16 protein-coding genes are annotated in these 12,909 nt (G+C 59.3%); 6 read left to right on the top strand and 10 right to left on the bottom strand.

What is annotated here, in order from left to right; genetic code table 11:
• Positions 1-2: 2 nt before the first annotated feature.
• A complete protein-coding gene (locus tag ACR0AZ_RS18995) occupies positions 3-626 on the bottom strand; it encodes a LysE family translocator (RefSeq protein ID WP_480668067.1) in 624 nt (207 codons plus the stop codon).
• Positions 623-1,978, bottom strand: coding sequence for a homogentisate 1,2-dioxygenase (hmgA, locus tag ACR0AZ_RS18990; RefSeq protein WP_480668066.1), 1,356 nt, complete (start codon positions 1,976-1,978; stop codon positions 623-625). Before hmgA ends, ACR0AZ_RS18995 begins: the two co-directional genes overlap by 4 nt.
• A 58-nt stretch (positions 1,979-2,036) precedes the next feature.
• On the opposite strand from hmgA, the gene ACR0AZ_RS18985 reads away from it, so the two are divergent.
• Together ACR0AZ_RS18985 and ACR0AZ_RS18980 are read left to right on the top strand one after the other, a co-directional pair.
• Positions 2,037-2,489, top strand: a complete 453-nt coding sequence (locus ACR0AZ_RS18985) for a MarR family winged helix-turn-helix transcriptional regulator (RefSeq protein WP_480660282.1) — start codon at positions 2,037-2,039, stop codon at positions 2,487-2,489.
• Between the two features lie 62 nt (positions 2,490-2,551).
• A complete protein-coding gene (locus ACR0AZ_RS18980; RefSeq protein WP_480668065.1) occupies positions 2,552-3,796 on the top strand; it encodes an adenylate/guanylate cyclase domain-containing protein in 1,245 nt (414 codons plus the stop codon).
• Positions 3,797-3,883: 87 nt separating this feature from the next.
• Here ACR0AZ_RS18980 and ACR0AZ_RS18975 read toward each other — a convergent pair whose 3' ends face one another.
• A complete protein-coding gene (locus ACR0AZ_RS18975; RefSeq protein ID WP_480470747.1) occupies positions 3,884-4,693 on the bottom strand; it encodes a division plane positioning ATPase MipZ in 810 nt (269 codons plus the stop codon).
• A 218-nt stretch (positions 4,694-4,911) separates the two neighbouring features.
• Between ACR0AZ_RS18975 and ACR0AZ_RS18970 the strand changes: the two genes are divergently transcribed.
• From ACR0AZ_RS18970 to ACR0AZ_RS18960, 3 genes are all read left to right on the top strand, one after another.
• Positions 4,912-5,799 carry an AEC family transporter gene (locus ACR0AZ_RS18970; RefSeq protein WP_480470746.1) on the top strand — a complete coding sequence of 296 codons (888 nt, stop codon included), beginning with the start codon at positions 4,912-4,914 and terminating at the stop codon, positions 5,797-5,799.
• Positions 5,800-5,893: 94 nt separating this feature from the next.
• Positions 5,894-7,483 (top strand): MFS transporter, encoded by a 1,590-nt coding sequence (locus ACR0AZ_RS18965; RefSeq protein WP_480470745.1) that lies wholly within the window; start codon positions 5,894-5,896, stop codon positions 7,481-7,483.
• 51 nt (positions 7,484-7,534) lie between these two features.
• Positions 7,535-8,212 (top strand): SOS response-associated peptidase, encoded by a 678-nt coding sequence (locus ACR0AZ_RS18960; RefSeq protein WP_480470744.1) that lies wholly within the window; start codon positions 7,535-7,537, stop codon positions 8,210-8,212.
• Positions 8,213-8,291: 79 nt separating this feature from the next.
• Here ACR0AZ_RS18960 and rpmE read toward each other — a convergent pair whose 3' ends face one another.
• Positions 8,292-8,513: a 50S ribosomal protein L31 gene (gene rpmE / locus ACR0AZ_RS18955; protein WP_480668064.1), complete on the bottom strand. Its 222-nt coding sequence runs from the start codon at positions 8,511-8,513 to the stop codon at positions 8,292-8,294.
• Positions 8,514-8,524: 11 nt separating this feature from the next.
• Positions 8,525-8,908: a 50S ribosomal protein L19 gene (gene rplS, locus ACR0AZ_RS18950; RefSeq protein ID WP_170328369.1), complete on the bottom strand. Its 384-nt coding sequence runs from the start codon at positions 8,906-8,908 to the stop codon at positions 8,525-8,527.
• A 377-nt stretch (positions 8,909-9,285) separates the two neighbouring features.
• Here rplS and ACR0AZ_RS18945 point away from each other — a divergent pair, with 377 nt between their 5' ends.
• Entirely contained in the window at positions 9,286-10,089 is an 804-nt protein-coding gene (locus ACR0AZ_RS18945; protein ID WP_480470743.1) for a glycoside hydrolase family 25 protein, read from the top strand.
• Here ACR0AZ_RS18945 and ACR0AZ_RS18940 read toward each other — a convergent pair.
• The 5 genes from ACR0AZ_RS18940 to ACR0AZ_RS18920 all read right to left on the bottom strand — a co-directional run bounded on the left by ACR0AZ_RS18940 (position 10,086) and on the right by ACR0AZ_RS18920 (position 12,908).
• On the bottom strand, positions 10,086-10,448 hold the full coding sequence (locus ACR0AZ_RS18940) for a hypothetical protein (protein WP_480470742.1): 363 nt from the start codon (positions 10,446-10,448) through the stop codon (positions 10,086-10,088). The two genes, ACR0AZ_RS18945 and ACR0AZ_RS18940, sit on opposite strands and share 4 nt — an antisense overlap.
• A gap of 196 nt (positions 10,449-10,644) precedes the next feature.
• The gene (gene trmD, locus ACR0AZ_RS18935; RefSeq protein WP_480470741.1) at positions 10,645-11,454 is read right to left on the bottom strand and encodes a tRNA (guanosine(37)-N1)-methyltransferase TrmD; all 810 of its coding nucleotides are present in this window, start codon (positions 11,452-11,454) and stop codon (positions 10,645-10,647) included.
• Complete coding sequence (locus tag ACR0AZ_RS18930) at positions 11,451-12,266, bottom strand: hypothetical protein (RefSeq protein ID WP_480660270.1); 816 nt, start codon at positions 12,264-12,266, stop codon at positions 11,451-11,453. The genes trmD and ACR0AZ_RS18930 overlap by 4 nt, the downstream gene beginning before the upstream one ends.
• Entirely contained in the window at positions 12,266-12,769 is a 504-nt protein-coding gene (rimM, locus tag ACR0AZ_RS18925; protein WP_480470739.1) for a ribosome maturation factor RimM, read from the bottom strand. Before rimM ends, ACR0AZ_RS18930 begins: the two co-directional genes overlap by 1 nt.
• Positions 12,762-12,908, bottom strand: coding sequence for a hypothetical protein (locus tag ACR0AZ_RS18920; protein ID WP_480470738.1), 147 nt, complete (start codon positions 12,906-12,908; stop codon positions 12,762-12,764). The genes rimM and ACR0AZ_RS18920 overlap by 8 nt, the downstream gene beginning before the upstream one ends.
• Between the last annotated feature and the right edge of the window lies 1 nt (position 12,909).

Below are 12,909 nucleotides of genomic sequence, written 5' to 3'. Positions count from 1 at the left end.
AGTTACGAGGCAGCGCGCAGGGATTTGATGCCCAGCAGAACCGCCGCCAAAATCATGAAGCTGCCCCCGATCCGGTCGAGCCAGAGCCGTGCAGGCCCCTGCAGCCGCCGCGCCAGCCAACTGGCGCTGGCGCCATAGGCCATCAGGAACAACCCGTCCATGATCAGGTAGGTGGCCGAGAGGATGGCAAATTGCGGCCAGAAGGGCAGCGCGCCATCAATGAATAGCGGAAACAGAGCAGCAAAGAACACCACCGCCTTGGGGTTTGCGGCAGAGGTGATGAACCCTTGCATCCACAACGCCTTGCGGCTGGCGCGCGGGGCTTCGCCGGTGGCGGCGGTGCGGGCTTTCAGGATTTGCTTGACGCCGAGAAACACCAGATAGGCCACGCCCAGCCACTTGATCACTGCCAACGCGGTCCCCGACGTGGCGATCAGGGCGGCCAGACCCAGCCCTGCGGCCAGCATCTGCAGGAAATTGGCCGTCAGATCTCCGGCTGCGGTGAACAGCCCGCGACGCAACCCATTGGTGGCCGAGTTCGACAGCATCAGCAATTGGCTGGGTCCGGGTGTGCTCATCAGCAGCAGGACGGTCAGCACATAGGTTATCCAGGTCTCAATGCTCATTTTTTGCCCGGCGTCCCGTCGAATTTCTTCTCAATGTCACTCCAGCAGTCGATGTAGTCATCCTGCAGCGGCGCTTCGGTCGCAGCGAAGGCCGTCAGATGCTGCGGAAAGCGGGTTTCGAACATGAAGGACATCGTGTTCTCCAGCTTGTCCGGCCCGAGGTTCGAATTTGACGCCTTTTCAAAGGCTTCCTTGTCCGGCCCGTGCGGAATCATCATGTTGTGCAGGCTCATGCCGCCGGGGATAAAGCCCTGCGGTTTGGCGTCATACTGACCGTAGATGTTGCCCATCAGCTCGGACATGATGTTCTTGTGGTACCAGGGCGGGCGGAACGTGTCTTCCATCACCATCCAGCGTTCGCGGAACAGAACAAAGTCGATATTCGCCGTGCCTGGCTGGCCCGAAGGCGCGGTCAGCACGGTAAAGATCGACGGATCAGGATGGTCGAACAGGATCGCGCCGACCGGACAATAAGTGCGCAGGTCGTATTTATAGGGTGTGTAGTTGCCATGCCATGCCACAACATCCAACGGGCTATGACCGATCTTCGTCGTGTGGAACTGACCGCACCATTTGATAGTCACGGTCGAGGGCACCTCGCGGTCTTCAAACGCTGCCACCGGGGCCTTGAAATCACGCGGATTGGCCATGCAGTTGGCCCCGATCGGCCCCCGTCCGGGTAGTTCGAATTTCTGCCCGTAATTCTCACAGACAAAGCCACGTGCAGGACCTTCCAGCACTTCCACCCGATAGAGCAGCCCACGCGGGATGATGGCGATTTCCTTGGGCTCCAGATCAATGATGCCCATCTCGGTTGCAAAGCGCAGGCGGCCCTCCTGCGGCACCACCAGCAACTCGCTGTCAGCCGAGAAGAAATAGTCATCCACCATCGACTCGGTAACCAGATAGATATGGCTGGCCATGCCGACCTGCGTATTTACGTCTCCGGCGGTGGTCATCGTGCGCATACCGGTCAGCCAGGTCAGACCCTCATCCGAATGTGGCACCGGATCCCAGCGGTATTGTCCCAGCGAAATCACGTCCAGATCAACGCAAGGGGCCGATTTCCAATAGGGCAGGTCGATTTTCTCATACCGATGCGAGTGCTTCACCGAAGGTCGAATGCGATAGCACCACGTGCGTTCCGGCGGGTTGGCGGTGAAAGCGGTGCCGCTGAGTTGTTCACCATAAAGGCCATAGTTGCACTTTTGCGGGCTGTTCATGCCCTGTGGCAGCGCACCGGGCAGGGCTTCGGTCTCAAAGTCATTACCAAAGCCGGGCATATAGCCGGGATGGGTGCCAACGGGCGTGCTGGCCTGGGTCATCTTGTGCGGGTCGGTGGGGCGATTCATCGGACGCTCCTTCAAGTTGCTGCTTGTCGGATAATAGTTGATTTTGTAACTAACAAGAATGACCCAGCAGAATAATGACGAAAAAGATGAGTTTGATCTGCGAAATTTCCTGCCATTCCTGTTGAATCAGGCGGCCGAGGAAAGCTCGCTCGAATTCCAGCGCGTCTATAAGAATCGCTATGGCATGTTGCGCACCGAATGGCGGGTGCTGTTTCACCTTGGCAATTATGGCGAGATGACCGCAAAAGAGATCGGGCTGCGGGCCAAAATCCACAAGACTAAGATCAGCCGCGCGGTGCGCAGATTGGAACAGCGCCGTTATCTGCAACGTTTGCGGGATGAGAACGACCGGCGGTCCGAGCAGTTGTCGCTGACACATTCGGGCCAGGCCGTGTATCGTGAGCTGCGCGACATAGCACGCGACTATGACGCAAAGCTGGCCGCGCGCTTCACCACAGGCGAGGCGGCGCTTTTGCGGATGATGCTGCGCCGCTTGGCCGGGATGGATTGACGCACTGGTAATTTGAGGCCGTCGCGCCCAGATCAACAGCAGAACGGACACAGGAAGGTGAAATGACAGCCACGGACCCCAACGCGGCGAAATCCCATGCTTTGATCGACTGGCTTGTCACACGCGGCCTGGAAGGGGCGGACAAAGAAGCGCTGCTGGACGGCTATTGCAATCAACTGGTCGAGCTAGGCGTTCCGCTGATGCGGTTTCACGCGGCCCAACCAGCGTTGCATCCCGTCTATGGTGGCACCGGCTACAGCTGGTATCAGGGACGCGGCGGGGATTTCCAGACCTTTGAATATACCGAAGAGCCCAGCGAGATCTGGAAGAGCAGCCCGCTCTTTGTCATCCTCAACGATGATGTCGACGCCGTCCGTGAACGATTGGTCGACCAGAATGAACCCAGCCGTTTTCCCCTGCTGAACGAATTGCGGGAACACGGCGCGACGGATTACTACGCCACCGGCGTCAGTTTTGATGTGCCAACCCATCGCGGTGCGCGGGATGCAAAAAGGGCCATAAACGGTGTGCTTATGTCTTGGGCCAGCAATGCGCCCGAGGGATTTTGCGGCGAAGATCTGGAGCTGATCAACAGCGCGCTGCCTCATTTAGGATTGGCGCTGAAGTCAGCTTCGAATGCGCGCGTATCGAAGGATCTGATGCGTGTCTATCTGGGTCGCGATGCCGGGCAGCGGGTCTTGTCTGGCGAAATCCGCCGGGGATCATTGCAGCAGATCGATGCGGTGATCTGGAACTTTGATCTTGAAGGCTTCACCAGCCTGTCCGAGGATTTGCCGGGCACCGAGGTCATCGACATGCTGAACGACTACCTCGCCGTGGTGGTGGAGGTGGTGCATCAATGCGATGGCAACATCCTGAAATTCATGGGCGATGGCGTGATGGCGATGTTTGATGTGGGTGAAATTGACGCCGATGCCCGCGCGGCGCTGGGCGCGGTGACCCTGTTGCAGGACCGGATGGCCGAATTGAACGCGCAGCGAACATCCCATGGTCAACCCGTGTCGAACTACACATTGGCCCTGCATTCGGGTGAGATCCTCTATGGCAATATCGGCTCTGACACCCGGCTGGATTTCACTGTAATCGGTCCTGCAGTCAACCAGACAGCACGGATCGCGGGGATGCATCGCTCACTGGGGCAGCGCATCCTGATCTCGGACGACGTCGCACGCGCGGCGCAGCCCTGCGAACAGGAACTGATTTCGGTCGGGCGTTACATGCTGCGCGGAGTGGCAGAGCCGAAAGAGCTGTTTACGGTGTATGGCGCAGGCGGCGGTGAGAGATAGCGCGAGCTGTATCCGGAGAAGTTGGAACTGCCGAGTTTTCGCTATCTCATGATCGGGCAATCGGGACGCAGTGCGTGCCAAAATGATCTAGAAATCGATCTCAACACCCGGCAGGTTCAGCTCTTTCATCATGTCGCGCAATTCCTGCCGCGCGGCAATGTTCGAGATGTTGAGCTGTTTGACCCCGATATCCTTGAGATCCAGCAAGGTCAGGCCACGTGGGAACAACTCTCGGAAGATGACCCGCTCGGAAAAGCCCGAGGCGATGCGGAAACCGATGCGCTGTGACAGCATCTCGATCGCGCGTTGCATCTTCTCCTTGTTGACCATGCGCTGGGTGCCGACCCGGTTGCGCACGACCACCCAGTCAATCGGCTTCAGCCCCGCCTGCGCGCGCAACTGGCGAGCATTCCAGACCATCTCGGAATAGACAGATGGTCCAAGGATTTTCTCGCCCTTGGAATCGATCCGCGCCAGCAGATCGAAATCGATGAAACTGTCGTTCAGCGGCGTGATCAGCGTATCGGCCAGCGAGTGCGCCACCTGACTCAGTCGCGTATGCGAGCCGGGGCAGTCGATCAGGATAAAATCGCTGTCGCTTTCCAGTTCCGCCACAGCGGCTGAGAGGCGATGGTCATAGATGTTCTCGCCCGGTTTCAACATGCTGGCGTCGATCTCGGGTAGATCGTGATGGCGCGGGCTGGGCAGGGACAACTCCGAGCCATTTAGGAAGTTCAGGCGGTTTTCAAAATAGCGCCCCAGACTGCGCTGGCGCAGGTCCAGATCCAGGGTGCTGACCTTGTGCCCCAGCCGCGCCAGAGCGGTGGCCACATGCATCGACACGGTCGATTTACCTGCGCCGCCCTTTTCGTTCCCGACCACAATGATATGTGCCATGCCTGTATTCCCAAGTCCCGCCGTGTTTGCCCACACGTTGTTGCCTGCCACTATATGTTGTGTGGACGGCGAAGGAAAGGACCTCGGGCGTCTCTGAGGGACAATATCAGAGACGATTTTGGAAAACCAAGCAGCGGGCGGGGCTTAGCGCGAACACTTGTCAAATTGCCCCCTCTGTTTCACTGTCCGGACATGGCAACCGCGATCGAGGACTGTCTTTGGATCACCTGTTTCTGAACGTCCTGAACGTGGTTTTGCCGGTGCTGATCTGCGCTGGAATCGGTTATGGGCTGGCCCTGATCAAAGCTCCGTTCGACAACAAAGTTATTGGCGGGATTGTCTCGAAGGTGGGATATCCGACGCTGATCATCTCTCATCTTTCGACCACAAAGATCGCGGTCGGGACTTTTCTGGACCTCATGACGGCGGCTGCTCTGGCCATCGCAGGCTTCGGCGTGATGGGGTTTGTGCTGCTCAAGCTGCTGCGGCTGCCGGTCCGCGCTTTTTTGACCCCGTTGATGCACGGCAATGTGGGCAACATAGGCTTACCGATCACCCTGTTGGCGCTGGGTGACGCGGGGATGGCCTACACAATGGCCTTTGTGGTGGTGGTCCTGATCAGTATTTTCACTGTTGGCATGTGGATACCGGCCGGGGAGTTTTCACCCAGGAAGCTTGCAACCTCTCCGATCATCTACGCGGTGGCCTTGTCTCTGGTGCTGATGGCGACGGGTCACAGCTTGCCGCAGCCGATTTCCAAGTCCTTTGACATTCTGGGCGGGCTTTCAATTCCGCTGATGTTGTTGACGCTTGGGCATACCCTGGCGACACTGCGCATCAAAAGCCTTGGCCGTGCCGTTCTGCTGACGGTTTTGCACCTAGGGCTGGCCATCGTCATCGCCAGCACATTGGTCTGGACGTTCGGATTTACCGGGGCGGAACGCGGGGCGGTCATTCTCTGTTGCCTGATGCCATCATCCGTGGCGACCTATCTGTTCATCGACCAGCACGTGCCTGAATATGCGCCGGATGTGGCCGGCTTTATACTGGTGTCGACACTGGCGACGATCCTGGTGCTGCCGCTGGCGTTGTCCTACTGGATTTGACGCCCTATGCCTGAACGTAGAAAAATGCTTTAATGCCCGTGTGTTAAATTGGCGGCGCGCTGCGATGGCGCGCGGCTTTCTGCAGGGGGGAGCAATGTCGACCAATCAACCCGATGGCGGATCTGTTGCGGGTGGCGCGCGCATGGTGCTGCTGATGACGGCCATTTGCATGATGGTTGTCGGGTTCAACACCACGGCCGTTGCAACCATCCTGCCCAATCTCAAGGCCGAGTTCGATCTGACCCCCTCGGGCCTGCAATGGGTGATGGCGGCCTATACGGTGGCCAGCGCGACGCTTGTGACCATCGTCAGCCGGTTGGGGGATATCACCGGCAAGATGGGCGTGTTTTTCTTTGGTATGATCGTCTTTGCTGTCGGATCGACCCTTGCCCTGATTTCGCAGGATGCGACGATGATCCTGATTGGGCGCGGTGCGCAAGGGGCAGGGGCTGCGGCGCTGTTCGGTACATCCCTGTCCATCCTGACCGCCGCCACGCCCGAGGACCAGCGTGCAAGCGTCACCGGTGCCTGGGGAGCGATTGTCGGCCTTGCCATCGGCGTCGGCCCCATCGTTGGCGGCGCCTTTGCGCATTATGTCAGTTGGAGAGCCGTGTTCGCCACGGATCTGGTGCTGCTCGCCATTGCCTTTGTGATCGGGCTGCAAGTCAGCAAACACAAATATGTCCCGGACATGCGTCAGGCCGATGCCAGATTCGACTATGCCGGGGCTATTGCCATGATCCTGCTTCTCGGCCCACTGTCCTTTGCACTCAGCAATGGGGAAAGCAGGGGGTGGGGGACGGCCCTGACATTGGTTCCGCTGGCTGTTTCGGCCTGCGCGGTGGTGGCGCTCGTCCTGACGTCCCGACGCAGCCGGGACCCGCTGATCGAGCTGCGATACTTCCGTCATCCTCGCTACTTCATGGCGGCGGCCGGAATGTTCTTCACCGGCTTCACGCTTTTTGCCTTCTTTGTCTACTTCAATGTCTTCGTCCAATCGCCCGATGCATTCGGATACTCCGCGATTGGCGCAGGCAGTGCGATCCTGCCGCTCAGTATCAGCATGTTCATCATATCCGTCACCGCGCCGCGATTCCTGGCGCCCTACAGCTTTCAATGGCCGGTCGCGCTGGGCATGGGGTTCATGGCCTGTGGATTTCTGCTGTTGATGACGACCACGAACACCACCAGCTATTCGGGGATATGGTGGAAACTGGTCATCGTCGGGATCGGTCTGGGGATCGGCTTTTCGCTGCTGCCCCGCCTCGGTCTGCGCCTGCTGCCCGAAGAACATGTCGGCCAGGGATCAGGCGTGATCAACGCATTCCTGTATTTCGGAGCGACCCTGGGCGCGGTTGTCGGAGGACTGGCCGAATCCATCACCATCCGCCGAGGGCTGTCCGAGGTCATCGATGCATTGCCCGCAGGGTCCACCCAACGTGCCGACCTAGCCCATGCTCTGACGCATGGCACTCCCAGTCAGGTTCAGCAACTGATCACGGGGCTGGACCCGGATAGCGGCGCACAGCTGGCCAAAGCATTGCGCGATCTTCAGGATAACGCCTTTGACAGCGCAATGCTGGTCGCTGCAATCGCGGCAATCGTGGCGATGCTGCTTGCGCTGATGTTGCTGAAGGGACCCGTCCCACCTGTTCACAGCGCGGTGGATCTGACCAGGGACTGACGGCCCAATGGTTCCCTTGTGACGACCGATCAATCGGCCTAAGCTTTTGCCATGTGTGGAAAATTTGCAGCCGGTCATCTGACGCAGCGGGAAATGCTGGCGATTATCGAATATTTTCTCTACGGCAAGGTCTCGCCTCATCTGCCCGAACAACTGCCTTCGGGCGGGTACAATGTGTCTCCCACCAATCGGGTTGGTATTGTCCGTTGGGACGGTGAGAGGGCTGAGTTGGCCACGGCGCGCTGGCAGATCAAGGACCCGCGCAGCAAGAAGCCGATGATCAATTCGAAGATCGAAAATGTTAGCTTCTGGCAGGAATATTGGAACAAGGGGCGCTGCCTTATCCCAGCGCTGGGCTATTATGAATGGCCCAAGGATCAAGGCCATGATTGCCCGCTCTACATCACGGTTCAGCGCAACGCCCCAGCGATGTTCTTTGCCGGGTTCTATCGAACCGTTGACGGCAGCCACAGCTGCACGATCCTGACCCGCACACCCAGCCCGCAGATCGCGCATATTCACAACCGAATGCCGGTGATCCTAACCCCGGATGAGATCGAAAACTGGCTTTCCGGCGTTACGACGGCGCAAGAGGCGCAGCAATCGTTGGGCACACATTACGAGGGCCGGTTTGAATATCACACCGTAAAACCCATCAAGCGCGGTGCCGAGGGCGAGGATATGATCGAGCCGTACACACCCCCTGTACAGACTAGGTTTGATTTCTGAGCCTGATGTAAAACGCGGCAGGCTAAAACAAAGAAGGCCGCCCAAAGGGACGGCCTTTCGCATGTCAAACGGCTTAGGCTTAGAATCCCAGACCTTCGTATTTCTTCTTGAACTTCGACACACGGCCGCCGGCGTCCATCAGACGCGCGCCGCCCCCGGTCCATGCGGGGTGCACGGAGGGGTCGATTTCCAGGGCCAGCTGGTCGCCCTCGGCGCCCCAGGTGGATTTCATCTGAACCACGGTGCCATCGGTCATTTTGACGTCGATGAGGTGATAATCGGGATGGATGTCTTTTTTCATCTTTCCGCTCCTTACGCCTCGGCGCCAGCCTTGGGCTTGTAGTTGGTGACCTCTGCGATACGTGCGGATTTACCACGGCGCGAGCGCAGATAGTACAATTTGGCGCGACGGACGCGGCCACGGCGGACAACGGTGATGCTGTCGATGTTGGTCGAATGCAGCGGGAATACACGCTCCACGCCTTCGCCAAACGAGATTTTGCGGACGGTGAACGAACCGGCGATGCCGCTGCCACCTTTGCGTGCAATGCAGACACCTTCGTAGTTCTGCACACGGGTACGTGACCCTTCGGTCACCTTAAAGCCGACACGGATGGTGTCACCGGCTTTGAAGTCGGGGATGTCTTTCCCCAGGGCGGCAATTTGTTCCGCCTCAAGCTGTGCGATCAGGTCCATCGCATTAACTCCTATCTGCTCGTGGTTGGTCCACGAAGTTTGGGCACGGCCTGAGAGCTCTTGGTCTTCATCGGGTCCTGCGTACAGCCCGCCAGAGATCAGATCGAATGTTCCTTTGGTCCGGTCCGCCCTGACGCGCCTTGGCTGAAGAAAGCCGGGCGTCACGCCATGATGCAAACCAAAACACCGGAGTCGCGCAAAGCCACACCGGATTGCGGTGCTTTACGGGCTTTGAGGGCAGGGATCAAGCCTAAACTGCTATAATTCGCGACCTGTGGCGGTGGGTTTTTGCCGTCGCGCAAAAGTATCGTTGCCTTGTCCGCCCGATCAGGCATTCTGGAGGCAATTACAAGAGCAGATTTGAGATATTCCAGATGATGCGCAAAGCCCTCCTGCTGGCTGCCATAGCCCTTGCCGTTCTCTCCTGCGGTCGCCGCGGCCCCGCCCCCCAGACCGTCGAGCCTCAGGCCTTTGCGGACACGACGCCTCCTGCAGTGATCTTCCCTGCGTTCGGGGATGCCGACCCGCACCCGTGGGAAGGGCGGCATCCGGGGCATTATCCGGTGCATGGTCTGGACGTGTCGCGCTGGCAGGGTCCAATCGACTGGCGCACCGCCCGTGCTTCGGGCGTCAGCTTTGTCTTCATCAAGGCGACTGAAGGCGGGGACTTCACCGATCCGATGTTTGAAGAGCATCGGCGCGGGGCACAGGCGGCAGGTGTGCCGTGGGGCGCTTACCACTACTACTATTTTTGCCGTCCCGCGGCGGAACAAGCCCGGTGGTTCATCCGCAACGTGCCCAGAGGGGCCGACCTGCCGCATGTCCTCGATATGGAGTGGACGCCTCATTCCAAAACCTGCACCCTGCGCCCCGATGGCCGCACGGTGCGGTCCGAGGCGCAAAAGTTCCTCGATATCCTCGAACGTCACTATGGCCGCCGCCCGATCGTCTATACGACCGTGGATTTCTATCAGGACACCGATATCGGTCGCCTGCCCAAAACCGAGTTCTGGTTGCGCTCGGTCGCGGGCCATCCCCGCAACGTCTATCCGCGCGCAATCTGGCGGTTCTGGCAGTACACCGGCACCGGGCTGGTGCCGGGTGTGCAGGGCAAGGTGGACATCAACACCTTCAACGGCGCGCCTGAAATCTGGGCGCGGTGGAAGGCGGGGACACCTTAAGTTGTTGGCACGCCATAGGTTTCGATTGTGCCACCACTCACAAGGTGGTCAAGCCGACGCACACGCTCCTCTCCGACCGAATCTCGCAGCCAGAAACGCTCACCAGCAGTCAGGTCGCGGCGCTCGAACCCACGTTCGGTCATGCAGCGATCGACCTGATCAATTTCACCCTGACGGCGCAATTCATGCCGACCGGTATAGGCGGTAACTGAACCGACCAAAACCGATGACATCAGAATGAAAGCAGGGTAGGCACCAATCACAGCAGCATTGCCGCCGATATCCGCTTCTGAGGCACAATACTCAACCGCCACCCGGGCCGAGTGCAGGTTATGCCCCGCCTGCGTGGGTACCGACATTTCAAGAGGTTTGGTCGTGCAGGCCGAAACCCCAAGCACAGCCAGACAAATGATTTTCTTAATCTAACAATCCGTGATACGGGGTTGGAAATTGATTTAAGCAACATCTTTTAGATGAGTATATTTAAGTTTCATCAGCCACAAGATGTGTTCAAAGAAACCCCAAAGCTGCGACCTGCGGGCCACACTTTGTTCGTCAATCGGACGTTTCGTTCTGTGTCTTGCGATAGTTCTCCCACAAATCAGGCCGCCGCTCGCGGGTGATCTGTTCGGACATGTCGTGGCGCCATTCGGCGATACGGCCATGGTGGCCGGACATCAGGATATCCGGTATCGCGCGGCCTTTCCATTCGGCGGGACGGGTGTATTGCGGATGCTCCAGCAGGCCCGAGGAAAAACTTTCCTCCTCTGCTGACGCCTGATTGCCTAGAACGCCGGGGATCAGCCGTACCGTGGCGTCGATCAGGGCCTGCGCGGCGATCTCGCCCCCGGTCATGACAAAATCGCCCAAGCTGACTTCCTGCACGCCGTAGTGTTCCAGCACGCGCTCATCGACGCCCTCGAACCGACCGCAAAGCAGCGTCATGCCATCGCAGCGCGCCAGGTTCTGCATCATCCGCTGGTCCATCCGGCGGCCACGTGGGCTGAGGTAGATCAGCGGCCAGTTACCCTGGATACCCGCCATCGTGTGCTCGATGGCCTCGCCCAGTACATCGGCCCGCAAGACCATGCCCGCGCCTCCGCCCGCGGGGGTGTCATCGACATTGCGGTGCTTGCCGACGCCGAACTGACGCAGATCGACGGTTTCCAGCTGCCACAATCCTTCCTGCAGCGCCTTGCCCGTCAGGCTTTCACCCAGAACGCCGGGAAAGGCAGATGGGAACAGCGTGATGATCTTGGCTTTCCACACCCCATGCAGGTCTGGGCTGGGGTTCATCAGTTCGCGCGGCTTCAGGGTCGGGCGGATGGCTTTGCGGCCATGAGATTTTGCGGGCGTGTCTGTCATGATGTGCCGATCAGATCCGTTTGAACGCGTTCAACCAAAGCCGCCTTTTGATCGATCAGCGCCGTATCGTCCAGAGCGGATCGGTTCATTTCCAGCATCCGTGCCAGCACGTCTTCGGGCAAGCCGGTATTCGCGCGGGTTGGGCCAACCAGTTGCGCGGCCTCTGCTGCGGGCAGGTCCAGAAAATCGGCAAAGGGTGTTCCGGGGCCAAAGGGACGCGTGCGCAGATCCTCAAGCCATTGGCTGCGCACCTGAACCGAGGGCAACCGGCCCCTGATCTCTTCCGCGACGGATAGCGGGGACGCGACAGGTGCCATGCGATCGCGGAACGTGTCGAAATCCAGAACCATGCGCGTGCGATGCAGGTCATGAGCCCAGAGGCTACGTAGCCAGCTCTCACGCTGGCGCAGTGACAGGTAGAGCGTGATCTGAAGCTCTTCCTGTGCGAACCGTTCGCGGACCAGATCGATCAGACAGGTGGCCAGCTCCGGCGCTGCCTCATACCCGACGGCCAGATTGCGGCTGGGTCGCAGGCCCGAGAAATTCTCTTCGCTCAGCACCAGCCCGCGCTTGTGGCCGAAAGTCAGCGATTTCAGAAACTGCCGCATCTGATCGCTGAAATCGCTCAGCGCGCCGGGCGTGCCATAGAGCGAGTAGCGCGTTGCAGCCTCGGACAAGCCGGAATTCCGCGTGCGATAGGGCAGGACCAGTGCATGATGCGGCCAGATCAGCGCTCGGTTCTCAAACAGAAAGGATTGTGCCGCCGTCGTCCCGGTCTTGTGCAGACCCAGATGCAGCAGCACGCGGCGCATTACAGCAGGCCTTCGGGCGGATCGGCGATGATACGGCCCCTGTCCAGATCAACCGTGGGCACTGCCTCCAGCGTGAAGGGCAGCAGGACCGTGGCTTTCAGGCCAGGGCCGTGCAACTCCAGCAAATCCGCGGCACCGTGGTTCTGAACGGACTTGACCCGCCCCAGCAGGGTGCCGCCGGTATCATAGACCTCCAGCCCGATCAGGTCGGTGTGATAGAACTCATCATCCGGCAGAGACGGCAGCTGATCACGCCGCGCGTAAAGACGCAGGCCGTTGAGCGCATCCGCCTCCTCCTTGGTCTCGACCCCACCCAGCCGGGCGGAGAAACCGTTCTTGATCGGGCGGGTCAGAACGACCGGATAGCGTTCTTTTCCCTCTTCGTCGGTCAACGGCGAATAAGCCTCGATATCTTCGGGCACAGCGCAGAAGCTTTTCAGCCGCACCTCGCCGCGCACGCCATAGGATCCCGCAATGCTGCCGACGCAGATCAGATCACTCATTTGAGCCTTCCGTTACACATAGTCCGCCCCGCCATTGCCCGACCCCTTCGCAGGCCTCGCGCTGGTTCGAGCGTTCAAAGAACACGCCCACAATAAAGGCGATCATCAGCAGGATGGGAAGCCGTAACAATCCGAACATG

It is taken from the genome of Ruegeria sp. BE3 (assembly GCF_056538865.1).
This window is presented reverse-complemented; position numbering and strand designations above follow the sequence as displayed.

What these genes read in the sequence shown, in the direction of transcription:
- rimM (WP_480470739.1), bottom strand. Translation starts at nt 12,769, where the DNA reads ATGAGTGATCTGATCTGCGTCGGCAGCATTGCGGGATCCTATGGCGTG.
- ACR0AZ_RS18985 (WP_480660282.1), top strand. Translation starts at nt 2,037, where the DNA reads ATGACCCAGCAGAATAATGACGAAAAAGATGAGTTTGATCTGCGAAAT.
- ACR0AZ_RS18930 (WP_480660270.1), bottom strand. Translation starts at nt 12,266, where the DNA reads ATGCGCCGCGTGCTGCTGCATCTGGGTCTGCACAAGACCGGGACGACG.
- trmD (WP_480470741.1), bottom strand. Translation starts at nt 11,454, where the DNA reads ATGACAGACACGCCCGCAAAATCTCATGGCCGCAAAGCCATCCGCCCG.
- ACR0AZ_RS18995 (WP_480668067.1), bottom strand. Translation starts at nt 626, where the DNA reads ATGAGCATTGAGACCTGGATAACCTATGTGCTGACCGTCCTGCTGCTG.
- ACR0AZ_RS18945 (WP_480470743.1), top strand. Translation starts at nt 9,286, where the DNA reads ATGCGCAAAGCCCTCCTGCTGGCTGCCATAGCCCTTGCCGTTCTCTCC.
- ACR0AZ_RS18940 (WP_480470742.1), bottom strand. Translation starts at nt 10,448, where the DNA reads ATGTCGGTACCCACGCAGGCGGGGCATAACCTGCACTCGGCCCGGGTG.
- ACR0AZ_RS18965 (WP_480470745.1), top strand. Translation starts at nt 5,894, where the DNA reads ATGTCGACCAATCAACCCGATGGCGGATCTGTTGCGGGTGGCGCGCGC.
- ACR0AZ_RS18980 (WP_480668065.1), top strand. Translation starts at nt 2,552, where the DNA reads ATGACAGCCACGGACCCCAACGCGGCGAAATCCCATGCTTTGATCGAC.
- ACR0AZ_RS18960 (WP_480470744.1), top strand. Translation starts at nt 7,535, where the DNA reads ATGTGTGGAAAATTTGCAGCCGGTCATCTGACGCAGCGGGAAATGCTG.
- ACR0AZ_RS18920 (WP_480470738.1), bottom strand. Translation starts at nt 12,908, where the DNA reads ATGTTCGGATTGTTACGGCTTCCCATCCTGCTGATGATCGCCTTTATT.
- ACR0AZ_RS18975 (WP_480470747.1), bottom strand. Translation starts at nt 4,693, where the DNA reads ATGGCACATATCATTGTGGTCGGGAACGAAAAGGGCGGCGCAGGTAAA.
- rplS (WP_170328369.1), bottom strand. Translation starts at nt 8,908, where the DNA reads ATGGACCTGATCGCACAGCTTGAGGCGGAACAAATTGCCGCCCTGGGG.
- hmgA (WP_480668066.1), bottom strand. Translation starts at nt 1,978, where the DNA reads ATGAATCGCCCCACCGACCCGCACAAGATGACCCAGGCCAGCACGCCC.
- rpmE (WP_480668064.1), bottom strand. Translation starts at nt 8,513, where the DNA reads ATGAAAAAAGACATCCATCCCGATTATCACCTCATCGACGTCAAAATG.